26 protein-coding genes are annotated in these 26,066 nt (G+C 67.4%); 13 read left to right on the top strand and 13 right to left on the bottom strand.

Going from position 1 to position 26,066, the window contains the following annotated elements; genetic code table 11:
- Nucleotides 1-212 precede the first annotated feature (212 nt).
- On the bottom strand, nt 213-1,148 hold the full coding sequence (locus RQI28_RS09025) for a tripartite tricarboxylate transporter substrate binding protein (protein WP_311223116.1): 936 nt from the start codon (nt 1,146-1,148) through the stop codon (nt 213-215).
- A gap of 246 nt (nt 1,149-1,394) precedes the next feature.
- Here RQI28_RS09025 and RQI28_RS09020 point away from each other — a divergent pair, with 246 nt between their 5' ends.
- Complete coding sequence (locus RQI28_RS09020; protein WP_311222904.1) at nt 1,395-2,303, top strand: LysR family transcriptional regulator; 909 nt, start codon at nt 1,395-1,397, stop codon at nt 2,301-2,303.
- A gap of 173 nt (nt 2,304-2,476) precedes the next feature.
- Here RQI28_RS09020 and RQI28_RS09015 read toward each other — a convergent pair whose 3' ends face one another.
- The 7 genes from RQI28_RS09015 to trpE form a co-directional block, all read right to left on the bottom strand.
- Complete coding sequence (locus tag RQI28_RS09015) at nt 2,477-3,217, bottom strand: uracil-DNA glycosylase (protein ID WP_311222905.1); 741 nt, start codon at nt 3,215-3,217, stop codon at nt 2,477-2,479.
- A 54-nt stretch (nt 3,218-3,271) separates the two neighbouring features.
- Nucleotides 3,272-4,072 carry an indole-3-glycerol phosphate synthase TrpC gene (gene trpC / locus RQI28_RS09010; RefSeq protein ID WP_311222906.1) on the bottom strand — a complete coding sequence of 267 codons (801 nt, stop codon included), beginning with the start codon at nt 4,070-4,072 and terminating at the stop codon, nt 3,272-3,274.
- Between the two features lie 183 nt (nt 4,073-4,255).
- Nucleotides 4,256-5,287, bottom strand: a complete 1,032-nt coding sequence (gene trpD, locus RQI28_RS09005; protein WP_311222907.1) for an anthranilate phosphoribosyltransferase — start codon at nt 5,285-5,287, stop codon at nt 4,256-4,258.
- A 120-nt stretch (nt 5,288-5,407) separates the two neighbouring features.
- Nucleotides 5,408-6,082 (bottom strand): LysE family translocator, encoded by a 675-nt coding sequence (locus RQI28_RS09000; RefSeq protein WP_311222908.1) that lies wholly within the window; start codon nt 6,080-6,082, stop codon nt 5,408-5,410.
- A complete protein-coding gene (locus RQI28_RS08995; protein WP_311222909.1) occupies nt 6,079-6,684 on the bottom strand; it encodes an aminodeoxychorismate/anthranilate synthase component II in 606 nt (201 codons plus the stop codon). The genes RQI28_RS09000 and RQI28_RS08995 overlap by 4 nt, the downstream gene beginning before the upstream one ends.
- Entirely contained in the window at nt 6,681-7,046 is a 366-nt protein-coding gene (locus RQI28_RS08990; RefSeq protein ID WP_311222910.1) for a chorismate mutase, read from the bottom strand. The genes RQI28_RS08995 and RQI28_RS08990 overlap by 4 nt, the downstream gene beginning before the upstream one ends.
- Nucleotides 7,043-8,542 (bottom strand): anthranilate synthase component I, encoded by a 1,500-nt coding sequence (gene trpE / locus RQI28_RS08985; protein ID WP_311222911.1) that lies wholly within the window; start codon nt 8,540-8,542, stop codon nt 7,043-7,045. The genes RQI28_RS08990 and trpE overlap by 4 nt, the downstream gene beginning before the upstream one ends.
- A 371-nt stretch (nt 8,543-8,913) precedes the next feature.
- Here trpE and RQI28_RS08980 point away from each other — a divergent pair, with 371 nt between their 5' ends.
- Nucleotides 8,914-9,510: a chalcone isomerase family protein gene (locus RQI28_RS08980; protein ID WP_311222912.1), complete on the top strand. Its 597-nt coding sequence runs from the start codon at nt 8,914-8,916 to the stop codon at nt 9,508-9,510.
- A gap of 36 nt (nt 9,511-9,546) precedes the next feature.
- On the opposite strand, the gene gph is transcribed toward RQI28_RS08980, so the two are convergent.
- On the bottom strand, nt 9,547-10,254 hold the full coding sequence (gene gph / locus RQI28_RS08975) for a phosphoglycolate phosphatase (RefSeq protein WP_311222913.1): 708 nt from the start codon (nt 10,252-10,254) through the stop codon (nt 9,547-9,549).
- A gap of 91 nt (nt 10,255-10,345) precedes the next feature.
- Nucleotides 10,346-11,347 carry a LacI family DNA-binding transcriptional regulator gene (locus tag RQI28_RS08970; protein WP_311222914.1) on the bottom strand — a complete coding sequence of 334 codons (1,002 nt, stop codon included), beginning with the start codon at nt 11,345-11,347 and terminating at the stop codon, nt 10,346-10,348.
- A gap of 255 nt (nt 11,348-11,602) precedes the next feature.
- Here RQI28_RS08970 and RQI28_RS08965 point away from each other — a divergent pair, with 255 nt between their 5' ends.
- From RQI28_RS08965 to RQI28_RS08945, 5 genes are all read left to right on the top strand, one after another.
- A complete protein-coding gene (locus tag RQI28_RS08965; RefSeq protein ID WP_311222915.1) occupies nt 11,603-12,583 on the top strand; it encodes a tripartite tricarboxylate transporter substrate binding protein in 981 nt (326 codons plus the stop codon).
- Between the two features lie 74 nt (nt 12,584-12,657).
- Nucleotides 12,658-14,013, top strand: coding sequence for a glucarate dehydratase (gene gudD, locus RQI28_RS08960; protein WP_311222916.1), 1,356 nt, complete (start codon nt 12,658-12,660; stop codon nt 14,011-14,013).
- Between the two features lie 126 nt (nt 14,014-14,139).
- Nucleotides 14,140-14,643 (top strand): Rrf2 family transcriptional regulator, encoded by a 504-nt coding sequence (locus tag RQI28_RS08955; protein WP_311222917.1) that lies wholly within the window; start codon nt 14,140-14,142, stop codon nt 14,641-14,643.
- Nucleotides 14,636-15,532 carry an NAD(P)/FAD-dependent oxidoreductase gene (locus RQI28_RS08950; RefSeq protein WP_311222918.1) on the top strand — a complete coding sequence of 299 codons (897 nt, stop codon included), beginning with the start codon at nt 14,636-14,638 and terminating at the stop codon, nt 15,530-15,532. The genes RQI28_RS08955 and RQI28_RS08950 overlap by 8 nt, the downstream gene beginning before the upstream one ends.
- Nucleotides 15,533-15,739: 207 nt before the next feature.
- Nucleotides 15,740-16,126 carry a hypothetical protein gene (locus RQI28_RS08945; protein ID WP_311222919.1) on the top strand — a complete coding sequence of 129 codons (387 nt, stop codon included), beginning with the start codon at nt 15,740-15,742 and terminating at the stop codon, nt 16,124-16,126.
- Between the two features lie 56 nt (nt 16,127-16,182).
- Here RQI28_RS08945 and rpe read toward each other — a convergent pair whose 3' ends face one another.
- Nucleotides 16,183-16,863: a ribulose-phosphate 3-epimerase gene (gene rpe, locus RQI28_RS08940; protein ID WP_311222920.1), complete on the bottom strand. Its 681-nt coding sequence runs from the start codon at nt 16,861-16,863 to the stop codon at nt 16,183-16,185.
- 79 nt (nt 16,864-16,942) lie between these two features.
- Between rpe and apaG the strand changes: the two genes are divergently transcribed.
- The 4 genes from apaG (at nt 16,943) to RQI28_RS08920 (ending at nt 21,959) form a co-directional block, all read left to right on the top strand.
- A complete protein-coding gene (gene apaG, locus RQI28_RS08935; protein ID WP_311222921.1) occupies nt 16,943-17,350 on the top strand; it encodes a Co2+/Mg2+ efflux protein ApaG in 408 nt (135 codons plus the stop codon).
- The gene (locus RQI28_RS08930; RefSeq protein ID WP_311222922.1) at nt 17,347-19,344 is read left to right on the top strand and encodes a site-specific recombinase; all 1,998 of its coding nucleotides are present in this window, start codon (nt 17,347-17,349) and stop codon (nt 19,342-19,344) included. Before apaG ends, RQI28_RS08930 begins: the two co-directional genes overlap by 4 nt.
- Before the next feature lie 187 nt (nt 19,345-19,531).
- The gene (locus tag RQI28_RS08925) at nt 19,532-20,845 is read left to right on the top strand and encodes a cation:proton antiporter (RefSeq protein ID WP_311222923.1); all 1,314 of its coding nucleotides are present in this window, start codon (nt 19,532-19,534) and stop codon (nt 20,843-20,845) included.
- Complete coding sequence (locus RQI28_RS08920; protein ID WP_311222924.1) at nt 20,835-21,959, top strand: YbdK family carboxylate-amine ligase; 1,125 nt, start codon at nt 20,835-20,837, stop codon at nt 21,957-21,959. Before RQI28_RS08925 ends, RQI28_RS08920 begins: the two co-directional genes overlap by 11 nt.
- Nucleotides 21,960-21,970: 11 nt before the next feature.
- On the opposite strand, the gene RQI28_RS08915 is transcribed toward RQI28_RS08920, so the two are convergent.
- Nucleotides 21,971-22,867: a DMT family transporter gene (locus tag RQI28_RS08915; protein WP_311222925.1), complete on the bottom strand. Its 897-nt coding sequence runs from the start codon at nt 22,865-22,867 to the stop codon at nt 21,971-21,973.
- Nucleotides 22,868-22,942: 75 nt separating this feature from the next.
- Between RQI28_RS08915 and RQI28_RS08910 the strand changes: the two genes are divergently transcribed.
- Both RQI28_RS08910 and thiL read left to right on the top strand, forming a co-directional pair.
- Nucleotides 22,943-23,788 (top strand): helix-turn-helix transcriptional regulator, encoded by an 846-nt coding sequence (locus RQI28_RS08910; protein WP_311222926.1) that lies wholly within the window; start codon nt 22,943-22,945, stop codon nt 23,786-23,788.
- 70 nt (nt 23,789-23,858) lie between these two features.
- Nucleotides 23,859-24,836 carry a thiamine-phosphate kinase gene (gene thiL / locus RQI28_RS08905; protein WP_311222927.1) on the top strand — a complete coding sequence of 326 codons (978 nt, stop codon included), beginning with the start codon at nt 23,859-23,861 and terminating at the stop codon, nt 24,834-24,836.
- A gap of 10 nt (nt 24,837-24,846) precedes the next feature.
- Here the strand turns inward: thiL and RQI28_RS08900 are convergent, their stop codons facing one another.
- Nucleotides 24,847-26,022: an MFS transporter gene (locus RQI28_RS08900; RefSeq protein ID WP_311222928.1), complete on the bottom strand. Its 1,176-nt coding sequence runs from the start codon at nt 26,020-26,022 to the stop codon at nt 24,847-24,849.
- Nucleotides 26,023-26,066: the final 44 nt, after the last annotated feature.

Here is a 26,066-nt window from a genome sequence, read left to right as displayed (position 1 = left end):
TCCAATGTCTATGCGTCTATGTGTCTATGCGCGCGAGGGGAACGAGATTTCAACGACTGTCACGCCGTCAACCCTTCAGGAGGCCGCGGAGCAGGCCACGTCAGTGCACCCGCGGAACTGGCTTTGCCAGGCCGCTGGGTGCGTCCCCCTTCCCGTGCGAAGCACGAGAGAAGGGGGAAGGCGCCAAAGGCGACTCAGGGGGTTGTACATGCTCATTCCAGAGTGATTTTGTGCTGGCGGATGACGGAGGCCCAGCGGTCGCTGTCGGTTTGCACCAGGCTGCCGAACTGTGCCGGCGTGCTGGGCTTGGCGGGCTCCACGCCCAGCTTGGCCAGGCTCTCTGCCAACTCGGGCGCCTTGATGGCCTTGGCGAAGGCCGCGTGCACGCGCTCGACCAGGGCGGGTGGCGCGCCGGCCGGCAGGTACACGCCGAACCAGGTCACCGAAGAGAAGCCGGGCAGGCCCGACTCGGCCAGCGTGGGCAGATCGGGCGCCAGCGCGCTGCGCTGGGCGCTGGTCACGGCCAGGGCGCGCAGGCGGCCGCTCTTGACGTGCGGCATGCCGGTGGGCAGCGAGTCGAACAGCACCTGCACCTGGCCGCTCACCAGGTCGGGAATGGCCAGGGCCGTGCCCTTGTACGGCACATGCGTCATCTCGATGCCGGCCTGCGCGGCGAAGGCGGCGGTGTTCAGGTGCACGATGGTGCCGTTGCCGCTGGTGGCGTAGTTCAGCTGGCCGGGGTGCGCTTTGGCATAGGCGATGAGTTCTGCCACCGACTTCACCGGCAGGGAGTTGCTGACCAGCAGCACGCTGGGCGCGTCGGCCACATGCGCCACGGGCACGAAGTCGCGGCGCGCGTCGTAGGCCAGGCGCGGCATCAGGTGCGGCGAGATGGCGTGGGTGCTGCTGGTGGTCAGCAGCAAGGTGTAGCCGTCGGGCTTGGCCTTGGCGGCTTCGGCCGCGCCGATGGTGCCGCCCGCGCCGGGCTTGTTGTCCACCACGAACTGCTGGCCCAGCTCTTGCCCCACGCGCTGCGTGACCACGCGGGCCACCAGGTCGGTCGCGCCGCTGGCCGGGAAGGGCACGATCACGCGCACCGGGCTTTGCGGCCAGGTGGGTTGGGCTTGCGCGCCCAGCGCGGCGGCCATCAACAGGGCCAGGACAGGAAGAAAACGCATGGCAGAAGCTCCGCGAATAAAGGCAACGGCAACAAGGCGCTCCATGCAAGGGGCGCCGCGGCGGGGGCGACGAGCCCCGACAAGAGGGTCATCTTAGAAACGCCGGCGCCCGGCCGCCACCACCGATTGGGCAAACCGCTTTGCCGTGGCGGCAAAGCACCTGATACTTGGCAGCCTCGCGCGGCAAGGCTGCGCGGCAACTCAACCTTCCATCCCATGCGCCGCCACCTGCTGCAAGACACCGCCCTGCGCTACTTTCTGGAAGTGGCGCAGAGCGGCTCGCTCACCGAAGCGTCGGCGCGGCTGCACGTGGCGGCGTCAGCGCTCAGCCGCCAGATCGCGGGGCTGGAATCGCAGCTGGGCTCGCCCCTCTTCGAGCGCCACCCGCGCGGCATGGTGCTGACGGCAGCGGGCGAGATTCTGGCCGCGCACGCCCGGCGCACCGGGCTGGACGCCGACCGGGCGCTGGACGAGATCGGCGCGCTGCAGGGCCTGCGCGCCGGCCAGGTGCGGCTGGCCACGTCCGACGCCTTCGCCAACGAGCTGGTGCCGCGCCTGTGCGTGGAGTTCCAGCGCACGCATGCCGGCATCGCGTTCACGGTGCAGTCGCTGCCCACGCCGCAGGTGCCCGAGGCGGTGCGCGCGGGCACGGCCGACATCGGCGTGTGCTTCAGCCGCGCGCCGCAGAAAGACATCCATATGGAATACCGCCAGAGCGCCCCGGTCATCGCGCTGCTGCCGCCCGGCCACCCGCTGGCGGCCGCGCCGCGCGTGACGCTGGCGCGCATGGCGCAGCACCCGCTGGGCCTGCCGCCGCCTGAAACCGCCGTGCGGCAGATGGTGGACATCGCCTGCAGCCGGCAAGGCCTGCGCCTGGCGCCGGTGATCGAGTCGAACCACGCCAAGACGCTGCTGAACTTCGTCGCGCACGGCGGCGGGGTGTCGGTCTCCAGCGAGGTGGGCGCGCGCCACATGGTGGCCGAAGGCCTGGTGCTGGCCCGGCCGCTGGCCGATGTGGGCATGGACCTGCGCGACATCGAAGTGCAGACCCTGGCCGGGCGCAGCCTGCCGGTGGCGGCGCGGGCGTTTCTGGATTTGTTGAAGGAGCGTTTGGCGGGCGATTGAGCGAGGGCGCCAGGGCGGGCACGAATCCGTTCGGGCTGAGCTTGTCGAAGCCTTGGCCTGGGGTGCACAGCACTTCGACGGGCTCAGTGCGAACGGGTGGGGCCAGTCGCGGGGCGTAAATCCGTTCGGGCTGAGCTTGTCGAAGCCTCCCGGTATGTCTCCGGACTCCGCCCTCAGCCCTGCGACTCGTGCTGCTGCCGAAACGCCCGCGCCTGGCCGAAGTGCCCGTTGCCGATGAACGGCACCGGCGGGCGCAGCGCCGACAGCGGCGAGGGGTGGTTCGACGTGAGCACCAAGTGCCCCCGATCCGCAGGAATGAATGCGCGCTTGGACTGCGCATGCGATCCCCAGAGCATGAACACCACCGGCCGCTCGCCCTCGGCCACGTGGCGAATCACCTCGTCGGTCAGCTGTTCCCAGCCCTTGCCGGCGTGGCTGGCGGCCTGGCCTTCTTCAACGGTGAGACCGGTGTTGAGCAGCAGCACGCCGTTCCTGGCCCACTTCACCAGGCTGCCGCCGGGCTCGGGAAAGGCAGGGAAGGGCGTTCCCAAGTCACGCTGCATCTCCTTGAAGATGTTGCGCAGCGAGGGCGGCCACTGCACGCCAGGCGCGACGGAAAATGCCAGCCCTTCGGCCTGCCCGCGCCCGTGGTACGGGTCTTGGCCCAGGATGACGACGCGCACGGCCTCGGGCGGCGTGAGCTCCAGCGCGCGCAAGGGCTTGGGCGGAAAGATCACCGCGCCCGCCTCCAGCCGCGAGCGCAGGAAGGTGCGGAGCGCCTGGCCGCGCGGGCTGGCGAAGTAGGCGTCCACCAGCGGCTGCCAGCCCGGCGCGACGGGCCAGTCGGCAGGGTCGGCGCTTTGCAGCTGGGTGGCTGCGGTTGTGGTGCCGTCGGGTGAGGGGTTTGTGGTCAAAATGGCCTCCAGCGCTTGACTATCAAGCGCAAGCAGCTATTAAAATAGTAGCAATTAGCCGAACAATTGGGCCAGCGCCAGGCCGGGGTCTTCGGCCCGCATGAAGGCTTCGCCCACCAGGAACGCGTTCACGCCGGCATCGCGCAGCGTCTTCACGTCGGCCGGCGCCAGAATGCCCGATTCGGCCACCAGCAGCCGGTCGGCCGGCACGTGTTTCTGCAGGTCGAGCGTGGTTTGCAACGACACCTCGAAGGTGCGCAGGTTGCGGTTGTTGATGCCCACCAGCGGCGTCTTCAACTTCAGCGCACGGTCCAGCTCGGCGCCGTCGTGCACCTCCACCAGCACGGCCATGTCCAGGCTGCGGGCGATGGCTTCGAGGTCGGCCATCTGCGCGTCATCCAGGCAGGCGGCGATCAGCAGGATCGCGTCGGCGCCCATCGCCCGGCTTTCATAGATCTGGTACGCATCGACCATGAAGTCCTTGCGCAGCACGGGCAGCTGGCAGCTGGCGCGCGCCTGCTTCAGGTAGTCAGGCTGGCCCTGGAAGAACTGCCGGTCGGTCAGCACCGACAGGCAGGCCGCGCTGGTCTTGCCGTCGCCGTCGGCATAGCTCTGCGCGATGTCGGCGGGAATGAAGTCGGCGCGCAAAACGCCCTTGGAGGGGCTGGCCTTCTTCACCTCGGCGATCACGGCGGCGTGGCCCTTGGCGATCTTCGCGCGCAGCGCGCCCTCGAAGTCGCGCGTGAGCACGCGGCTCTCGGCATCGGCGCGCATGGCGGCCAGCGGCGTCTTCTTTTGCGCCGCCGCGATTTCCTCGCGCTTGACGGCGATGATTTTGTTCAGGATGTCACTCATGGAAATTTGCCTTGTCGCCCCAGGCGGGGCTGCCATTTAACGGTGTTGATACATAGCCTGCGCGCAAAGCCCGCGCGGCCCGGGCCAGCAGACACCGCAGAACTGGCTTTGCCAGGCTGCTGGTGTCGTCCCCCTGCCCGCAGGAGAAGGGGGAAGCGGCATAGCCGCTCAGGGGGATGTTCCTCATCCTGCCAGTGCGTGCGTGCGCGCGACCAGCTGTTCCAGCTTGGCCAGGGCCGCCCCGCTGGCGATGGCGCTGCGAGCCTGCTGCAGGCCTTCGGCAATGGAGCCGGCCACGCCGGCCGCATACAGCGCCGCGCCGGCATTGAGGCAGACGATGTCCTGCGCCGGACCGGGCTGGCCGCGCAGCACGCCGATCAGCATCTCGCGCGACTGCTCGGGCGTGTCGACCTTGAGCGTGCGGTTGCTGGCCATGGCCAGGCCGAAGTCTTCGGGGTGGATCTCGTATTCGGTGATCTGGCCGTTCTTCAATTCGCCCACCAGCGTGGCGGCGCCCAGGCTCACCTCATCCATGCCGTCGCGGCCGTAGACGACCAGCGCATGCTCGGCGCCCAGGCGCTGCAGTGCGCGCACCTGAATGCCCACCAGGTCGGGGTGGAACACGCCCATCAGGATGTTGGGTGCACCGGCCGGGTTGGTCAGCGGCCCCAGGATGTTGAAGACCGTGCGCACGCCCAGTTCCTTGCGCACCGGGGCCACGTTCTTCATGGCCGGGTGGTGGTTGGGCGCGAACATGAAGCCGATGCCCACGTCGGCAATGCACCGCGCGATGGCCTCAGGCGTGAGGTTGATGTGCACGCCCAGCGACTCCATCACGTCGGCGCTGCCGCTCTTGCTGGAAACACCGCGCCCGCCGTGCTTGGCCGTCTTGGCGCCGGCGGCGGCGGCCACGAACATGGCGCAGGTGGAGATGTTGAAGGTGTTGGCGCCGTCACCGCCCGTGCCCACGATGTCCACCAGGTGGCGCGCGTCCTGCACGTGCACCTTGGTGGAAAACTCGCGCATCACCTGCGCGGCGGCGGTGATCTCGCCGATGGTTTCCTTCTTCACGCGCAGGCCGGTCACGATGGCCGCCGTCATCACAGGCGAGAGCTCGCCGCGCATGATGAGGCGCATCAGGTGCAGCATCTCGTCGTGGAAGATTTCGCGGTGCTCGATGGTGCGCTGCAGCGCTTCCTGGGGGGTGATGGACATGGTGATGACCTTTGTCTGCGTTGATTCAGTGAGGCATTGCCGTGCGCGCATGGCAGGCTAGGGGCGCGGCCGAAGCCAGTGCAGGACAGGGGGATGGCGCGAAGCGGCTCAGTGGGTGCTTCATTGCGTGGGCGGGTCGGTGAGCGCCAGCTTGATGCCGAAGGCGATGAACAGGGCGCCGGCAGCGCGGTCCAGCCAATGCATGTGCTGCTGCAGCGCGCCCACGCGCCGCGCCACCCAGGCCGCGCCCAGCGCCCAGGCGGCGCACACGGGCAGGGCGTTCACGGTGAACAGCAGGCCCAGCAGCAGAAAGGCGAGTGTCTTGTGTTCGGCGCCGGGCGCGATGAACTGCGGCACGAAGGCCAGAAAGAACAGCGCCACCTTGGGGTTGAGCACGTTCGTCCAGAAGCCGCCTAGGAAGACCTGGCGCAGCGGGGTGGCCGCCGCAGTGGCGCTGCGTGCATCGCGTGCCACGGCGGCCAGCCCGGTGCCGGGTTGGGAGCGCAGCATGCGCACGCCCATCCACAGCAGGTAGGCCGCGCCCAGCCACTTGAGCACGGTGAAGGCGGTGGCCGATGCGGCCAGCAGCGCACCCACGCCCAGTGCTGCGGCCACCACGTGCACGCAGCAGCCGGCGGCAATGCCCAGCCCCGCCACGATGCCCGCGCGTGCGCCCGAGCGCAGCGCGTGCGTGACGATGTAGAACACGTCCGGCCCGGGCGTGAGGTTCAGCAGCCAGCCGGCGGCGATGAACAGCAGCAGCTGGTGGGCATCGAGGCCCAGCGCTGCCGTCATGCGCGCGGTTCCAGGAAGTTCTTCAGCATGGCGTGGCCGTGTTCGGTGAGGATGCTTTCCGGGTGGAACTGCACGCCTTCAATGTCCAGGCTTTTGTGGCGCACGCCCATGATCTCGCCGTCATCCGTCCAGGCCGTCACCGCCAGCACGTCGGGGCAGCTGGCGCGTTCTATGGACAGCGAGTGGTAGCGGTTCACGGTGAACTGCTCGGGCAGGCCGGCGAACACGCCTTGCTGCGTGGTGGTGATGACGCTGGTCTTGCCGTGCATCAGCTCTTGCGCGCGAACGATGGTGCCGCCGAAGGCCGCGCCGATGGCCTGGTGGCCCAGGCACACGCCCAGAATCGGCAGCTTGCCTGCGAAGTGCTGAATGGCGGCCACCGAGATGCCCGCTTCTGCCGGCGAACACGGCCCGGGCGAAATCACCAGCCGGTCGAGCTGGCCGGCGGCCAGGCGCCTTGCGATCTCGTCCACCGTGATCTCGTCGTTGCGGAACACTTCCACCTCCGCGCCGAGTTCGCCGAAGTACTGCACGATGTTGTAGGTGAAGCTGTCGTAGTTGTCGACCATCAGCAGCTTCGTCTTGGTTGTGGTCGTCGTCATGGCGCGGTTTCCTCGGTCTGTGCCTTGTGGCCGGCGGCGGCCAGGCGGTCGAATTCGCGGTGTTCGTAGGCGATGTACGCCTCCATCATGGCGCGGTAGATGGCCTCGATCACGTCGGGCTCGCCGCCTTCCTGCGCAGCGCGCTGGCGCACGCGGGCGACGATGGTTTCGATGCGGTCTTCATCACGCACCTGCGACTGCAGCGGCTTGTTCAGCGCGGCCTGCGTCATGTAGCCGCCGCGCTCGACCAGCAGCGGCACCAGGATGTCGTCGAGCGCATCCACCTGGGCGCGCACCTCGGCCATGTTGCGGCAGGGCCGGGTTCTGTCGATGGCCCGGGCGGGCTGGGTCGTGGTGGTCATTCCAGGCCTTCCTCGACGAGTTCGGCCGCGCGCAGCAGGGCGCGGGCCTTGTGCTCGGTTTCCTTCCATTCCAGCTCGGGCACCGAATCGGCCACCACGCCGGCTGCCGCCTGCACGTAGAGCGTGCCGTCCTTGATGATGCCGGTGCGAATGGCGATGGCTACGTCCATGTCGCCCGCATAGCTCAGGTAGCCGCAGGCGCCGCCGTAGAGGCCGCGCTTGGACGGCTCGAACTGGTCGATCAGTTCCATCGCATGCACCTTGGGCGCGCCGGTCAGCGTGCCGGCCGGGAAGGTGGCTTTCAGCACGTCCATGCTGGTCATGCCGTCGTTGAGGATGCCTTCCACGTTGCTCACGATGTGCATCACGTGGCTGTAGCGCTCCACGGCAAAGGCCTCGGTCACCTTCACGGTGCCGGTCTTGGCGATACGGCCGATGTCGTTGCGGGCCAGGTCGATCAGCATCACGTGCTCGGCGCGCTCCTTCGGGTCGTTGATGAGTTCGACCTCGGTGGCTTTGTCTTTTTCAGGCGTGGCGCCGCGCGGGCGCGTGCCGGCCAGCGGGCGGATGGTGATCTTCTGGCCCTCGGGCGTGCTCTCCTGGCGCACCAGAATCTCGGGGCTGGCGCCCACCACGTGGAAGTCGCCGAAGTGGTAGTAATACATGTACGGCGACGGGTTCAGCGAACGCAGAGCGCGGTACAGGCTCAGCGGGCTCTCGGTGTAGCGCTTGTGGATGCGCTGGCCCACCTGCACTTGCATGAAGTCGCCGGCGGCAATCAGTTCTTTGGCGCGATCCACCGCGGCCAGATAGTCTGCCTTGGCGAAGCTGCGCTGCGCGGGGTGGCTTTCGGTGGGTTTGACGACGGGGGCGCTGACCGAATACTTCAGCTGCTCCTTCAACTCGCGCAAACGCTTCTTGGCGCGGCCGTAGGCCTCTGGCTGTGCGGGGTCGGCATAGACGATGAGGTAGAGCTTGCCCGACAGGTTGTCGATGACGGCCAGCTCTTCGCATTGCAGCAGCAGGATGTCGGGGCAGCCCAGCGTGTCGGGCGGGCAGGTCTTTTCCAGCTTCTTTTCGATGTAGCGCACCGCGTCGTAGCCGAAGTAACCAGCCAAGCCGCCGCAAAAGCGTGGCAGGCCGGGGCGCAGCGCCACCTTGAAGCGCTGCTGGTAGGCGGCGATGAAGTCCAGCGGGTTGCCCGGCGCGGTTTCCACGACCTGGCCATCGGTCACCACCTCAGTCTTCGCCTGGTCGCCGAAGCCGGTGGTGCGCAGCAGCGTGCGCGCCGGCAGGCCGATGAAGCTGTAGCGCCCGAAGCGCTCGCCGCCGACGACCGATTCCAGCAAGAAGCTGTATTGGCTGCCGCCGTTGCCGTGGGCCAGCTTGAGGTAGAGGGAAAGAGGAGTTTCCAGGTCCGCAAAGGCTTCCGCCATCAGCGGAATGCGGTTGTAGCCTTCACCGGCGAGGCTTTTGAATTCAAGTTCTGTGATCACAGGAGAGTTCCCAGCTCGTGCGGCTCGTGCACGTGTCGTGCAACCAAGGCGGTGTGTGCACCGCGCCGCAGTTCATTCCAAAGGGTCGGCCGCCTAGTCGAAGGGGCCACGGGCGCACGCTGGGACGTGACCCAGGTGCTGTCAGGCGTTGTGAGACAGGAGTGGCTTACGCCAGGGCCAGGCTCCCCGGTCGCTGCAACCTGTAATGAAAACGCGGTGAATGAACATCTCGCAAAGTGTAGCAAAGCTATGCTGCACGGCCGCCGCCAGCGTACGCGCTCCGCGAGAAAACCCTGTTGCAGAGCGTTCAGCGTCCGCAGGACAATCACCAAAAAGAACGACCGTTCTTTTTCTGCAAGGAGCGTCTTCCCATGTTGTCTTTCTTCCGCCACGCGGTGTGCCTTATCGCGTGCCTGACCGGGCTTTGCGCCACAGCGCAGCCCGTAACCACCGTCTCCGGTGTCCGCTTCGAGCCTTCGGTGACGGTGCAGGGCGAGGCGCTGCGCCTGAACGGCGCAGGCATTCGCCACAAGGCGGTTTTCAAGGTGTATGCGGCCGGGCTCTATCTGCCGCAGCCTGCAGGTTCCGCCGCTGAAGTGGCCGCGCTGCGGGGCGCCAAGCGCCTGGCCATCACCATGCTGCGCGACATCGATTCGGCCGAATTGGGCAAGCTGTTTTCTCGCGGCATGGAAGACAACATGGACCGCGCCGCTTTCTCGCGCCTGGTGCCCGGCGTGCTGCGCATGGGGCAGATCTTTGCCGAGCACAAGAAGCTGATGGCGGGCGACACCTTTACGGTGGACTGGCTGCCCGGCACCGGTACGATCATCACCGTGAAGGGCCAGCCGCAGGGCGAGGCCTTCAAGGAGCCGGAATTCTTCGATGCACTGCTGGGCATCTGGCTGGGGCCGCGCCCGGCGGACTGGCAGCTCAAGGACGCATTGCTGGGCAAGCCGGTCGGCCCATGACTGAAACACGGATGCAGAGCAACCGGGCAGGGCGCATCAGCCGGGCAGCAATTCCATCAGCGCATCCACGAATCCGTCGGCATCCACGTCACGCGCGGGCTGGCCGTGGTTGTAGCCGTAGGTGACCAGCACCACCGGGCAGCCGGCGGCGCGCGCGGCCTGCGCGTCGTTGCTGGAGTCGCCGATCATCAAGGTGCGAGCAGGCGCTGTGCCCAGGGCTTCGCAGGTCTTGAGCAGCGGCAAGGGGTCGGGCTTCTTGCGCTCGAAAGCGTCCCCGCCAAACACCTGGTCGAAGTAGCCGTGAAGACCCTTGGCTTGTAGCAGCGGCACGGCGAAGTCCGTGGGCTTGTTGGTCAGGCATGCCAGGCGCAGGCCGGCGCCGCGCAGCGCCTGCAGGCCCTGTATCACGCCGGCATACACCGCCGAATGCTGGCCGTTGATCTGCAGGTAGTGGCGCTGGTAGCTGTCCCACGCAGCGGGGTACATTTCTTCAACTTTGATAGCACTAAACGCTTGACCATCAAGCGCTAGCACGTGTTTTAGCACTGAACGCAGCAGGTTCTCGGAGCCCTTGCCCACCATGCCTTCGATGTGCGCCGCATCGATGGGTGGTAATAGAAGATCGCTCAGCATGCGATGGAGCGCTTCGGCGAAGTCGCCCAGTGTGTCGACCATGGTGCCGTCCAGGTCGACGATGGCGGCATCGAAAGCGGTGGGGTTCAGCGGAAGGATGTTCTGGGTCACGAGATCGGCCTGGAAGGAATGGAGGCGAAATGGGATCGTAAGCCAGCGCGAATCCAAGTCCTGCTGGCAGTGGCGGGTCTCTGCGGCCGGCCTACGTGCTGCTGCGCACGACGATGTTGAAGCCGACGTTCACGATGCGGTGCTCGATGGGCCGGCCCTCGGCCCGCGCCATCATCAACTCGGCCGCCAGCTCGCCGATGCGGGTGCCGTCCAGCCGCACCGTCGTCAGTGCGGGCTGGGCATCTTGCGCAAAGCTCTGGTCGCCCATTCCGACGATGGCCAGCTGTGCTGGAACGGCGATGCCCTGATGCTGCGCCTCGATTGACGCGCCCAGCGCGAGGCTGTCCGAGCTGCAGAACACGCCAGAGATGCCCGGTGCGGTGCTGATCAGATTCGCCAGTCCCTGGCGCCCTGCGCCCAGGGTGCTGGGCGCCTTGGTGAAGAAACAATGTGCGGAGCTGGCGCCGAGTGCTTTCGACTTCGCGATGAATGCGTTAGCGCGGGCGCGCGCACGGGCGTCGTCCCCGGTGATGATGGCGACGTGTCGATGACCCTGGTCGTACAGGAACTGCGCCACGAACTCTCCCAGCGCGACGTGGGAGAAGCCGACCAGCATATCGACCGGGTCGTCGGTGAAGTCCCAGGTCTCCACCACGGGGATGTTCGAGGCCAGCAGGGCATTGCGGGCGCCGGGAGACGACACCACGCCCACCAGCACGATGCCGTCCGGCCGGCGCTGGATGACGGCCCTGATCCACGACTCTTCCTGCGCAGCGTCGTATCCGGCCTGGCCGATCATCAGCTGGTAGCCGTTGCGGTTGAGCGATGCAGCCAAGGATTCGACCAGCTCCTGGAACACGGGGCCGACCAGCGTAGGCAGCAGGGCCGCGACCATGCGCGCCCGTGCGTTGCGCAGCCCGCTGGCCATGGCGTTGGGAACATAGCCCAGCTGATCGACCGCAGCCCGCACGCGCGCCAGCGTGTCCGGGGTTACCTTCTGGGGCGCGTTCAGCGCTCTGGACACCGTCATGGCCGACACGCCTGCCAGTGCTGCGACGTCCTGAACGGTGGCGGGTTTTCTGGGTGAGTTCATGGGGGCGCAGGCACTGCGCTGCAGAGGTCGATCGCTGAGAACCTCCATCGAAGGCGAGGAGGCGTGGCGATTGTAGGGAACACTTTTCCATGCGCGCCGTTAGATCCCAAGCGCCTTGCTTCGATTCGGGTAAACACTCATGACTCACAGAATGTTCACGTTAACAATGCGACATCTGCCGATTGTTATCGTTAACTTTCATCCAGGTGGTTCCGGCTTGCTTGCCTGCCCCATCAAATCCAACGGAGACCTTCCATGAACGTGCTCAGTACTGCCAAGACCGCAATCTGCGCCGGCCTCGCGACCCTTTGCGTCGCCACGTCGGCCTGGGCCTGGCCCGACAAGCCGGTGACGGTCATCGTTCCGTTTCCCGCAGGCGGCTCCACCGACACCATCGCCCGCGCAGTGAGCAACCACCTGGGCGAGCAGTTCAAGCAATCCTTCGTGGTCGACAACAAGGCCGGCGCCACGGGCAGCATCGGCGCCACCCAGGTGGCTCGTGCGCCGGGTGACGGCTACACGCTGCTGGTGGCCTCGCTGGCGCCGTTCGTCGTGGCGCCGCATCTCATCAAGGGCCTGCCGTACGACCCGCTCAAGGACTTCACCTACCTGACCATTGCCGTGCAGACGCCCAACGTGCTTGTGGTCAATCCGGCGCTGGCGCCCAAGGTGAACAGCGTGCAGGACGCGATCGCCCTGCTCAAGGCCAAGCCGGGCACCGTCAGCTTTGCGACGTCGGGTGCGGGCTCGTCCGACCACCTGACCGCCGAGCTGTTCTGGCAGAAAACGGGAACCAAGGGCCTGCACATTCCCTACAAGGGCGGCGCGCCGGCGGTCACGGACCTGCTGGGCAGCCAGGTCGACATGTCGTTCCAGAACGTGAACACGGTCATCCAGCACATCCGCTCGGGCAAGCTCAAGGCCATCGCGGTGACCGGTGACAAGCGCTCGCCCGTACTGCCTGACGTGCCCACCATGGCCGAAGCCGGCGTGCAGGGGCTCGACGTCTATGCGTGGCAGGGCATTGCCACGCCCAAGAACCTGCCTGCGGACGTGAAAGCCAAGCTGCACGCTGGTATCGTGAAGGCGCTGAAAGACCCGGCCTTGACCAAGCAGTTCACCGACGCGGGGCTGGAGATCGTCGGCAACACCCCTGAGCAGTTCACGCAGTTCCAGGCCAAGGAATTCGCCCGCTGGAAGCAGGTGATCGACACCGGCGGCATCACGGCCAATTGAAGGATCGCCAGTCAACAAATCCCAGGCTCGACGCGTCCGTCGAGCCATTTCCCTCCTCGGAGCCTCGTTGCACCATGACGTCTTCTCACTCCACACACTCAACGTCCTCTACGCCCGTCGTGACCCAGTTGCGCGTCATCCCCGTGGCGGGCCATGACAGCATGCTGCTCAACCTGAGCGGCGCGCACGCCCCGTTCTTCACACGCAACCTGCTGGTGCTGACCGACAACTCCGGCCATGTTGGCGTGGGCGAAGTGCCTGGTGGCGAGAAGATTCGCCAGACGCTGGAAGACGCCCGTTCGTTGATCGTCGGTCAGCCCGTGGGCAACTACAACGCCGTGCTCAATGCCATGCGCAAGGAGTTCGAGAGCCGTGACACCGGCGGGCGCGGACTGCAGACCTTCGATCTGCGCACCGCCATCCACGCAGTCACCGCCGCCGAGTCGGCGCTGCTCGACCTGTTGGGCCAGCACCTGGGCGTGCCCGTCGCCGCGCTGCTGGGCGAGGGCGTTCAGCGCACCTCGGTGCAGATGCTGGGCTACCTGTTCTACGTCGGCGACCGCGAACTCACCGACCTGCCTTACCAGTCCGACGCCGGAGCCAGCAACGACTGGCAGCGCCTGCGCCATGAAAAGGCCATGACGCCCGAAGCCATCGTGCGACTGGCCGAAGCCGCGCACGAACGTTATGGATTCGAGGACTTCAAGCTCAAGGGTGGCGTGCTGCGCGGCGAAGAAGAAGTGGAAGCCGTGCGTGCGCTGCACGAGCGCTTTCCGCAGGCACGCGTCACACTCGACCCCAACGGCGGCTGGCTGCTGAAAGACGCCATTCGCCTGATGCGCGATCTGCATGGCGTGGTGGCTTACGCCGAAGACCCCTGCGGCGCGGAAGAGGGCTTTTCGGGCCGCGAAGTGATGGCGGAATTCCGCCGCGCCACCGGCCTGCCCACCGCCACCAACATGGTCGCCACCGACTGGCGCCAGATGGCGCATTCGCTGTCGCTGCAGTCGGTGGACATTCCCCTGGCCGACCCCCACTTCTGGACCATGGCGGGCTCGGTGCGTGTGGCGCAGCTCTGCCAGGCCTTCGGGCTGACCTGGGGATCGCATTCCAACAACCACTTCGACGTGTCCCTGGCCATGTTCACGCATGTGGGGGCCGCGGCACCGGGCCGGGTCACAGCCATCGACACGCACTGGATCTGGCAGGACGGCCAGTGCCTGACCAAGAACCCGCTACAGATCAAGGGCGGTTATGTCGAGCTTCCGCAGCGTGGCGGCTTGGGGCTTGAGCTGGACATGGAAGCCGTCGAACGCGCGCACCAGCTGTATCTGCAGCACGGCCTGGGTTCGCGTGACGACGCGCAGGGCATGCAGTACCTGATTCCCGGCTGGAAGTTCGACAACAAGCGGCCTTGCATGGTGCGCTGAGGTTGTCTCCAGTGGAGGCGCCTGTGCCAACTCTTTCGTTCAAGGCGGCTACTGAAAAGTTGGCGTGAAGAGCGTTGATTGGCCCGCTGCATCGCAAGGTTAAAGTCATGCAACTAAAATAGTTGCATGAAACGCGAAGGCCTACACACCAGTACGCGCAATAGCCAGCTTTCCGACGTGCTGCATGTGCTCTTGCACATGGCGCAGGCCGAGCGACCCATGACCTCCGAGGTGCTTGCGGCCGCGATGGGGACCAACCCGGTCGTACTCCGTCGCCTGATGGGCGGTCTGCGCAACGCGGGCTTCGTCACTTCCGAAAAAGGCCATGGCGGGGGCTGGGTCGTCGCAGTGCCGCTGGAGAGCGTCACCCTGCGCGACGTGCATGTAGCGCTGGGCGCGCCGGCCCTGGTGTCGCTGGGCTTTCGTGAAGACCGGCCCGAGTGCCTGGTGGCCCAGATCGTGAACGAGTCGCTGCAGGCCGCGATGCGCCAGGCAGAGGCTGATCTGCTGGCTCGCCTGGACGGCATCACGTTGGCGGAGCTGTCGCGTGGATTCAACAACCGCCTGCGTCGCCGCCAGCGCGCAGGCGCCCTCGCACTCCATCGCCTGGAAGACCATCACCATGATTGAAACGGATTTCGCTGTCATCGGCGGCAGCTACGCGGGCTTGTCGGCCGCGCTGCAATTGGCTCGCGCTCGAAGGCAGGTACTGGTCGTGGATGCCGGCCAGCGGCGCAATCGCTTCGTGGACGCAGTGGGTGGAACCTCGCACGGCTTCCTGTCGCGCGATGGCGAGGCGCCCGGTGCCATTGCCGCCGAGGCGCGGCGCCAGTTGATGCATTACCCCACGGTGCAATGGCTGGAAGGCACGGCCGAGAATGCGAGCCTGGCAGATGATGGACGCTTCGCGTTTCAGGTGCGTGATGAGACGCTCCGCGCCAGGCAGCTGGTGTTGGCCACAGGGGTGCGTGACGAGCTGCCGCCCGTGCCCGGACTGGCACAGCGTTGGGGGCGCAGCGTGTTCCATTGCCCCTACTGCCACGGCTACGAGCTGGATGCGGGGGCGATAGGCATCGTCGCCTGGTCCGCCACGGCGCAGCATCACGCCATCATGCTGCCCGACTGGGGGCAGCCCACGTTGTTTCTCCATGGCGCTTACCAGCCGACCCAGGAGGATCTGGCCACGTTGGCGCGCCGTGGCACCGCTGTGGAGGCCACGCCCATCGCGCGCATCGACGGCGTGGCGGACGTGTTACTGACCGACGGACGGGTGCTCAAGATGAACGGCCTCTTCACCCAGCCGCGCACCTCCATCGCCAGCCCGGTCGCTGTGCAGCTTGGCTGCGCGATCGCAGAAGGGCCCATGGGGCCTTTCATTCAAGTAGACGCTTTTCAGCAGACTTCCGTGCCCCGGGTATTCGCCTGCGGAGATGCGGCCCGAGGTGCGGGCAACATTGCCCTGGCAGTGGCCGATGGGGCCATGGCTGGCGTGGCGGCGCACCGGGCCAGCATGGCTTAAGGAGGCTTTATCAGCCTGCCTCACTGGTCTTGGCCCTGTTGTTCGCTTTGCCGACGTGCCGATGGGGTTGCCCATGGACTTGCCTGAGAAGTGCACGCTGATGCATCGCCATGGCCGGCATACGCTGTCTGATCCGTCCGACAGCGTGTGCGGGGCCTGGCACCTAGGCTGGTGGCAACTTATCACCACTCGACCCAAGGATTCGCCATGCGACTGCACCACCTCGTTCGTTGTCTTCCCGTCGTTCTGCTTGCCGCTGCAGGCGTTGCCCATTCCGCGCAGGGCGACGGCGCGCGCAGCAGCACCTACCAGCAGGATCGCGCGGCATGCGCCCAGATCAGCTCGCCTGAGAGCAAGGCGGCCTGCATTCATGAAGCCGGCGCAGCCCAGCAGGCTGCGCGCACCGGCCAGTTGACGAGCGTGCAGCCAGGCAACTACGAAAACAATGCTCTGCAGCGCTGTTCCACGTTCACCGACGCGGCGGACAAGGCGGCGTGCGTGGATCGGGTTCGTGGGGGCGCCACGGAAGGCTCGGTGAGTGGCGGCGGCGTGCTGCGCGAGACGGTGACGACTGTTCCGGCCTCGCCGCGCTAAAGGATCACACCTGGCGCGGGCTGCTCAAGGGCCTGCCGGGTGTGATGGCACTCACGTCAGCCCAGTGCAGTGCGCATTGCGTCAATAACGCTGCGATAGTCCGGCTTGCCGAAGATCGCGCTGCCCGCCACGAAAGTGTCCGCACCCGCGTCTGCCACTTGGCGAATATTCGTTTCCTTGATGCCGCCATCGACTTCCAGGCGAATGTCCTTGCCGCTCGCCTCGATGCGGCGCCGGACGGCTTCGGTTTTTCGCAGAGCCGAGTCGATGAAGCTCTGCCCGCCAAAACCGGGGTTCACGCTCATGATCAGAATCAGGTCGATGTCGTCGATCACCCAGTCCAGCACGTCCAGCGGCGCGGCCGGGTTGAACACCAGTCCGGCCTTCACGCCTTTCGAGCGGATGGCCTGAATGCTGCGGTGCACGTGGCCGGACGCGTCGGGGTGAAAGCTGATGTAGTCGGCGCCCGCGTCCGCGAAAGCGGCAGCCAGCGCATCGACCGGCTGCACCATCAGGTGCACGTCGATGGGCACTGCGGTGCCTTCCGCCGTCTTGGCATGGGGCTTGAGTGCCTGGCAGATCATCGGGCCGAACGTCAGGTTGGGCACATAGTGGTTGTCCATCACGTCGAAATGAATCCAGTCAGCGCCAGCGGCGATGACGTTTTTCACTTCGTCGCCCAGGCGGGCAAAGTCGGCGGACAGAATCGAGGGGGCGATACGGTAGGGGCGGCTCATGCCGAGATTGTCGCAGTTGCCAGACCCCTCCCTTTGACTGCCGCGCCGGTCCCCGTACTTACCCCTTACCATTGCCGCCATGCCGAAGTACCAGTTCCAGGCCGAGGTGCAGCCAGAGTATCTGCCCGAGCAATCCTCGCCCTCCGAAGGCGTGTACAGCTTCGCCTACACCATTACCGTCACCAACATTGGCGACGTTCCCGCGCAGCTCATATCGCGTCACTGGATCATCAGCGACGCCCGCGGCCACACCGAACAGGTCAAGGGCCTGGGCGTGGTGGGGCAGCAGCCGCTGCTCAAGCCTGGCGAAGCGTTCCAGTACACCAGCGGTTGCCGTCTGCGCACGGCCAGCGGCAGCATGCACGGCACCTATTTCTGCGTGGCCGAAGACGGGGAGTCGTTCAGCTGTGCCGTCGACCTCTTCGTACTCGAAGCGGTGGGCGATGGCAGCTCGGGTCAGCCGCTGACCCACCGGGTGTTGCATTGAGGCGTTCTGCCGTCGATCTGGGGCAATTGCTCGCAGATCTCGACCCGGCCGCGTCGCTGGCGCAGCGGCATTTATGGCTGATTGCCTTGCTCGACTGGGTGCGCGGCGACCGCCGCTCGGTCGAGGGCGCGGTGGGCCGCCTGCAATTGCTGGTGAAGGCTGTGGAGAACGACCCGCCGCTGCAGGCCCGCGTGCAGGCCTGGTGGTCGGCGCTGATCGAAACGGTGGACATCACGACGCTGCTGGCCGACTTCGGCTTTGCACCCCGCACCGCATTGATCAGCGAAATCGGTGAACGCCTGCGCTACAAATTGCTGCCGGCCAGCCCCGAGACCATCGACGCGTCCGAGCTGTTCATGCTGGCCCTGGCCAGTGACTTCGACGCGCGCTGGCTGGCTGCGCTTGACGAGCCACTGCTGACGCGCCTGCTCGCCGTGCTCTCGCCCTCTGACGAGCCGGGTGCCACCCGCTGGCAGCGCTCGCTGCTCGATGCGATCACCTATTGCGCGGGGCAGATTCTGTCCACCGGCTTCGCGCCGGAGTTGCGCCTGCGCATGACCGAGTCCGCACGCGATGCGCAGCCCTTTCATGCACTGATTCGCGACGTGGAAAGCCTGCGCGTCGAGGTGCTGCACCAGCTGCGTACCAGCGACCGGCTCGATGAGGCCGTGCTGCGGCTGCGCGACCGGCTGGACGCCTGCCGCGCGGCAGCCTTCACCGTGTATTCGCACTTCGACGACAACGGCATCTCGGTGGGGCTGGTGTTTCGGCTGCGGCAGTTGCGCGAGCGCATTCTTCGCGTGCGAGCGCTGCTCGACTGCGTGCTGTCACCCACGCCCGCCGTGACTGCCGCGCAGCTGATGGCGCGGCTGGTCAACGTGGGCCGGGAGCGCCGCAGCCTGCGAGCGCTGCTGCGATCCAACACGTCGCTGCTGGCCGCCAAGGTGGCTGAGCGCAGCGCCGAGACGGGCGGCCACTACATCACGCGCACCGGAGCCGAATACCGCGCCATGTTCGCCAAGGCGGCCGGCGGCGGCCTGGTCATGGCCTTCACCACGCTGATGAAGTTCGGCCTGGCCGCGCTGGCCCTGTCGGCCTTCTGGGGCGGTTTCTGGGCGGGCGTCAACTACGCGGCGAGCTTCGTGCTGATTCAGCTGCTGCATTTCACGGTGGCCACCAAGCAGCCGGCCATGACGGCGCCGGCCATGGCGGCCAAGCTGAAAGATCTGCACGACGATGCCGCCGTGGAATCCTTCGTGGACGAGGTGACGCACCTGGTGCGCTCGCAGGTGGCCGCCGTGCTGGGCAACGTGCTGGTGGTGTTTCCGGCCGTGGTCGGCATCACCTGGGCGATTGCGCACTTCAGCGGTGCACCGGCCATCAGCGCGCAGCAGGCCCGCCATGTGCTCGAATCGCTGCACCTACTGGGACCATCGCTGTTCTTCGCGGCCTTTACCGGCGTGCTGCTGTTCTCGTCCAGCATCATCGCCGGCTGGGCAGAGAACTGGTTCGTTCTGCACCGGCTTGACTCGGCCATCCAGTACAACCCACGCATCACCCGCCTACTGGGCAAGCCCCGCGCCGCACGCTGGGCGCAGTTCATGCGCGACAACCTCTCGGGCTTTGCGGCCAACATTTCGCTGGGCTTCATGCTGGGCCTGGTGCCCACCTTTGCCACCTTCTTCGGCCTGGGGCTGGATGCACGCCATGTCACGCTCTCTACGGGGCAGATGGGCGCCGCAGCCACGTCGCTGGGCATGGGCGTGCTGCATGATTCGGCCTTCTGGTGGGCGGCAGCCACACTGCCGCTGATCGGTGCGCTGAACGTGTCGGTCAGCTTCTACCTGGCCTTCCGGGTCGCGCTGCGTGCCGAGAACGCAACGGGCGGAGAAAAGTCCCGGATCTACCGCGCGCTGCGGGCGCGGTTGTGGCGCTCGCCGCTGAGTTTCTTCATGCCGGTGCGCGTGCGCGCCGTGCCCGCCGAACGGGATTGATGCATGCCCTGGCCGCCAAATACGCAACTCGGCATCGCAGTCCACGTCCTACAGTGAAACAAGCGCTTGGCGGGTAGATTCGGGCGACTGTCGAAATGGGCGAGTGCGCGCGCTGGGGAGCGCCTTTTTTCGAATCCCACAGCGGGTGCAGACAACCTGCGTGATTGCCAAGAGGATTGATTCAAAAATGAATGAGCTGATGAGCTTCTGGGCGCAGTGGTTGCGCCCCTCCGCGGGGCTGCCGACCGTGCAGTGGTCGCTGCTGCTGGCCGGCGCCGCCATGGCCGGCTATCTGGTGCAACGCCATACCGGCCTGCCTAAGGTGGTGGGCTATACGCTGGTGGGCACTGTGGCCGGCTTGCTGGGCTTCAGCGGCGCTGTTTGGCCGCTGCAAGGCATCGGACTCTTCCTGCTGGAGCTTGGCATTGCGCTGGTACTGTTCGAGGCCGGCGCGCGCATTCCGCTGCGCTGGTTCCGCCACAACCCCATGGTGCTGGTGCAAAGCGTGGCCGAATCGGCCTTCACCTACTTTGCCGTCTACTGGGTGCTGCTGTGGCTGGACGTGCCCGCGCGCGTTGCCGGGCCGCTGGCGCTGGTGGCGCTGGCCGCATCGCCCGCCATCCTGACGCGCGTGGTGCAGGACACGAACGCTGCCGGCCCCGTGACCGACCGCGCCATCGTGCTGGCCACTTTGTCCACGCTGTATGCGCTGACGCTGGGCAGCGCGCAGGCCGAGCTCATCAACCGACCTGCCGCCCGCCTGGCCGACACCATCTACCCCGTGATGGTGGTGCTGGGCGTGTCGATCATCGTGGGCGCGGTGCTGGCGCTAGCGCTGCGCATGGCGCTGCGGTTCATGAGCCCCGCCAGCGAGAACACGTCCATGCTGCTGCTCACCTTGATCGCGGCCACCACCACGGTGGCCGGCTTCATGGGCGGCTCGGCGCCGTTGGCGGCGCTGCTGGGCGGCATGCTGCTCAAGCAGTTGAACCCGCGCCCCTGGGCTTGGCCGCGCCAGATGGGCACGGCCTCTTCGCTGCTCACCATGCTGATGTTCGTGCTGGTGTCCACCGTGGCTGCGCAGGCCGACTGGAGCGGGCCGGTGGCCGGCGTGGTGCTCGCCTTGATTGTGGTGCGCCTGGTGGCCAAGGCCGTTGGCGTGGGCGTGGGCAACGTGGGCAGCGGTGCCAGCTGGCAGCAGGCCTTCTGGGTTAGCTGCGCGATGACACCCATGTCTTCCATCGCGCTGCTGATCGCGTCGCAGTTCGTGCTGGCATCGGCCTCCACCGGGCACCTCATCGCCCGCGTGGCGCTGCCCGCCATCTTGCTGATGGAGGTGCTGGGCGCGGTGATCGCCACCGTGGCCATCTACCGCGCGGGCGAAAGCTCCAAGCCGTGGGCGCCGCTGACGCGGGCCGCACGCACCGGCAGCACCGGTGCCCAGAACAACACCGCGACCAGCAGCGCCCCTACCGCCGGAGAAGCCCCCCGTGAGTCTTGAAGCCTTCCACACATCCGAGCCGCTGACGCTGGGCGTCGAGCTGGAACTGCAGCTCGTCAACACGCACGACTACGACTTGGCGCCCTATGCCGAGGACATGCTGCGCCTGATGGCCAAGCAACCGCTGCCCGGCAGCGTGGTGCCCGAGATGACCAACAGCATGATCGAGATCTCTACGGGCATCTGCCATTCGGGCAACGAGGTGCTGGGGCAGCTCACGCAGATCCGCGACGCGCTGGTCAAGAGCGCCGACAAGCTCAACATCGCCGTGGTGGGTGGCGGCACGCACCCGTTCCAGCAATGGCACGAACGCCGCATCTACGACAAGCCGCGCTTTCAGGAGCTGTCGCAGCTCTACGGCTACCTGTCCAAGCAGTTCACCATCTTCGGCCAGCACGTGCACATCGGCTGCCCCGGCGCTGACGAAGCGCTGCTGATGCTGCACCGCATGTCGCGCTACATCCCGCACTTCATCGCGCTGTCGGCGTCCAGCCCGTACGTGCAGGGGCAGGACACGGCTTTTGATTCCGCGCGTTTGAATTCGGTGTTTGCCTTTCCGCTGTCGGGCCGCGCGCCCATGGTGCTGACCTGGAAAGACTTCGAGACGTACTTCGGCAAGATGACCCGCACCGGCGTGGTCAAGAGCATGAAGGACTTCTACTGGGACATTCGCCCCAAGCCCGAGTTCGGCACCATCGAGATCCGCGTGTTCGATACCCCGCTCACCATCGAGCGGGCCGCTGCGCTGTCGGCCTTCGTGCAGTCGCTGGGCGCATGGTTCCTTGCCGAGCAACCCTTCACGCCCACCGAAGACGACTACCTCGTCTACACCTACAACCGCTTTCAGGCGTGCCGCTTCGGCATGGAGGCGGTATATGTCGACCCGGCCACCGGCGACCACATGCCGCTGCGCGACCACATCCTGCACACCTTCGACCACATCGCCCGCCACGCCGGCGCGCATGGTGCATCGGGCGCGCTGCACATGCTGCACAGCGAGGCCTCCGCCGGCCAGAACGACGCCCGCTGGCTGCGCGAGCGCCAGCGCGAAGAGCAGTTGCTGGCCGAGGTCAGCCGCCAGGCGGCGCAGCGGTTTCGCGGCACGCCGGGCTGACCGCGCGGCGCTCAGCGCCGCAGGTTCACCAGCACGACGCCCGCCAGCACCAGCACGCCGCCTGCGATGAACTGCGGCGCCAGCCGCTCACCCAGCAGCAGCACGCCGAACCCCACGCCGAAGAGTGGCGTGAGAAACGAGAACGCCGACAGGCGCGAGGCCAGATACCGCCGCAGTAGCCAGAACCACACCAGAAAGCTGGCGAACGTGACAACCACCGACTGAAACAGCAGGCTGCCCCAGGTGATGGCGGCCATGGGCTCGCGCGGCGCGGCACCCTGCAACCACAGGCCCAGCCCCAGGCCCACCACGGCCGCCGCCACCAGCTGGTACAGCAGGGTCTGCGACGCGGGCGCTTCCGACAGCGAGCTGCCGCGAATCACCAGCGTGGTGGCTGCCCAGAGCGCGGCCCCGCCCACGCCCAGCACATCACCCAGCAGCCCGTGCGCAGCAGCCGGCCCCGCGCCGGACCAGCCGGCAGAAAAAGCGATGGCGATGCCGGCAAAGGCTAGCAGCACGCCCACCCACTGCCAGCGCGACAGCCGCTCGCCGGCCACCCACCAGTGCAGGCCCAGCGCCGTGAAGATCGGCGCGGTGTAGAGGAACACCACCATGTGCGATGCGCTGGTGTACAGCAAGCCCACCGACACCAGCACGAACTCGCCGGCGAACAGCAAGCCGGCCAGCAGCCCGGGCCCAAGCCGCCCGTCGCGCAGCGAGAAGCCCTCGCGGCGCCAGCCCATCACCCCCAGCAGCAGCCCGGCGGCGATCAGCGAGCGCCAGCCCACTTGCAGCACTGGGTGCAAAGCGGGTGCTGCCGCCTTGATGGCCACTTGCTGCAGACCCCAGCAGGCGCACAGCAGCACCATCAGCGCTGCGGCGGATGCGTCGATCGATTTGCGCGCCATGGGTTTCCTTGGTTGAACGGTGGTGATCAGTCTAGGATGGCCGGCTCGCAGCTGATGCAGCGCACCGGACAACCCATGCCGCAATCCCGACAAGCCGCGCCCGCCCGTCGCCGGCGTGCTGCCGATCCCCGACCGATCCCCGCGCTGTTCGCAGACCAGGCGCCGCAGCCGCTGCATCTGCGGGCCGCCACCATCGCCGCGCACAGCGTGTATCCGTCGCTGCGCCACGGCTGGGGCGAACTCATCTACGCCTTCAGCGGCGTGATCGAGATCACCGTGGCCGACCGCCATTTCCTGGCGCCGCCGCGCCACGGCATCTGGATACCGCCGGGCGTGGAGCACGTGGGCGGCGCGCGGCATGAAAGCTCCTTCGGCGCCCTGTGCCTGGATGCGGCCCGCAGCGCGCGCATGCCGGGCGAGCCCTGCACCCTGGCCATCGCGCCATTGCCGCGCACCATGCTGGCCACGCTGCAGCAGCGCGGCATCGACGTGCCGGTGACCGCCGCCCACCAGCGGCTCTTCGACGTGTTGCTGGACGAGTTGGCGCTGAGCCTCCCGCAGGAAAGCTATTTGCCGCTGTCCGCAGACCTCGCCTTGCGCCAGGTGCTCGATGCGCTGCAGCAGAACCCGGCCTGCGACAAGCCGCTGGCGCAGTGGGCGCAGGACGTGCACACCACCGAGCGCACGCTGTCGCGGCGCTGCCAGCGCGACCTGGGCATGTCGTTCGGCGCCTGGTGCCAGCGGCTGCGCCTGCTGCGTGCGCTCGACGCGCTGCAGGGCACACGCAGCGTGCAGGCCATCGCGCTCGATCTGGGCTACGGCAGCACCTCTGCCTTCATTGCCATGTTCCGTCGGCACCTGGGCGACTCGCCGGAGGCCTTCCGGCGCCGCGCCCATTCGCCGCCGCCACCCGCCGGTTGACGCGGGGGCGCCGTACCATGCGCGCCTGTGGCCACGCGCCTTCCGCACCTCTCCAACCAAGACCAGCTCCATGGGTGAATTCGATCTGATCCGCCAGTTCTTTCAGCGTCCCGTGCGCCGCGCCGCGCTGGGCGTGGGCGACGACTGCGCTCTGCTGGCCCCTGCGCCCGGCATGCAGCTGGCCGTGTCCAGCGACATGCTGGTGGAAGGCCGCCATTTTTTTGCCGACGTTCATCCAGCCGCTCTGGGCCACAAGGCGCTGGCCGTGAACCTGAGCGACCTGGCCGCCTGCGGTGCGCGCCCGCTGGCCTTCACGCTGGCGCTGTCGCTGCCGCGCGTGGACGCCGACTGGCTGCAGGCCTTTGCCGGCGGGCTGCTGGCGCTGGCCGATGCGCACGACTGCGAATTGGTGGGCGGCGACACCACGGGCGGGCCGCTCAACATCTGCATCACCGTGTTTGGCGAAGTGCCGCCCGGCCAGGCGCTGCTGCGCAGCGGCGCACGCGCGAGCGACGACGTGTGGGTCAGCGGCACGCTGGGCGACGCGCGGCTGGCGCTTGAAGCCCTGCGCGGCCGCATCGCCCTGCCGGCCGATGCACTGGCCGCGGCACGCCAGCGGCTGGAGCGGCCCACCCCGCGCGTGGCGCTGGGCCAGGCGCTGCAGGGCGTGGCGACCAGCGCCATCGACGTGAGCGACGGGCTGCTGGGCGACCTGGGCCACATCCTGGCCGCCTCGAACGTGGGTGCTTGCCTGGATGCTTCTGTTGCTATTAAGTTAATAGCTACTAGCGCTTATGGATCAAGCGCTAGAGGCCAATTTGACCTTGAAATTCTGCGCCAATGCACCTTGGCCGGCGGCGACGACTACGAGCTGGCCTTCACTGCGCCGCCCGCACGCCAGGCCGCCGTGCTGGCCGCCGCGCACCAGGCGGGCACGCCCGTCACGCGCATCGGCCGCATCGAAGCCGGCGCCGGCCTGCGCCTGGTGGACGAAGCCGGCCGCGCCTTGCCGGTGCAGCACTACGCGTCGTTCGACCATTTCGCTTAGATCGCGGCTTTCAGCTGCAGGACGCCAGCGCCGGCCCAGCAGCCACTGGCCGCCGGCTGCTCCACAGCGCCAGCAGCAAGCCGATGGCCGTGAGCCCGGCCGCTGCCCAACTGATGGACAGCAGCCCCAGGCCGGCGGAAATCACCACGCCGCCCGCCCACGCGCCCAGCGCGTTGCCGAGGTTGAAGGCAGCGATGTTCAGGCTCGACGCCAGGTTGGCGCCGCTGTCGCCCGCCTGTTGCAGCACCCGCATCTGCATCGGCGCCACGGTGGCGAACGCCACGGTGCCCAGCACCACCACATACGCCATCGCCACCCCCGGTGCACCGAAGGCCCAGCGGCCTGCGGCCAGCACCAGCATCAGTGCGCCAATCGACAGCAGCAGGGCGCGCACCACGCCCCGGTCCGCCAACCGCCCGCCCAGCAGGTTGCCGGCCGCCAGGCCTGCGCCGAACAGCAGCAGCGTCAGCGCGACCAGGCCACCGGCCATGTGCGTGACCTGGGTCAGCAGCGGCTCCACATAGGTGTAGAGCGCGAACACGCCGGCAAAGCCGAACACGGTGACGCCCAGGCCCAACCAGACCGGGCCGCGCGCGAGCACCGCCAGCTCCTGGCGCAGCGGCACCAAGGGCGGGCGGCCGGTGTCTTTCGGCACGAACGCGGCCAGGATGGTGAAGGCCGCCACGCCGACCACCACCACGGCCCAGAAAGCCATGCGCCAGCCGTGGTGCTGGCCGATCCACGCGCCGGCCGGCACGCCCAGCAGCGTGGCCAGCGTCAGGCCCGAGAACATCAGCGCGATGGCCGAGGCCCGCTTGTCCGGCGCCACCAGCCCGGTCGCCACCACCGCGCCCACGCCGAAGAAGGTGCCATGCGTCAGCGAGGTCAGCACGCGCGCGGCCATCAGCCAGCCATAGCTGGGCGCCAGCGCGGCGGCGGCGTTGCCGGCGATGAAGATGAGCATCAGCGCCAGCAGCAGGCGCTTGCGCGGCCAGCGGCGCGTGAGCAGCGTGAGCACCGGCGCGCCCACGGCCACGCCGAAGGCATAGCCCGAAATGAGCGTGCCGGCGGCCGGAATGGAGATCTGCAGGTCGCCCGCGACCTGGGTGAGCAGCCCCATGATGATGAATTCGGTAGTGCCGATGCCAAAGGCGCCGGCGGCCAGGGCCAGAAGGGAAAGCGGCATGAGAGAAGTCCGGTGGGAGTACAAGCCCCAGACTGTCGCGCATC

The sequence above is a fragment of the Acidovorax sp. WCS2018Noco2-16 genome, from assembly GCF_031843945.1.
Classification (GTDB): domain Bacteria; phylum Pseudomonadota; class Gammaproteobacteria; order Burkholderiales; family Burkholderiaceae_C; genus Paracidovorax.
This window is presented reverse-complemented; position numbering and strand designations above follow the sequence as displayed.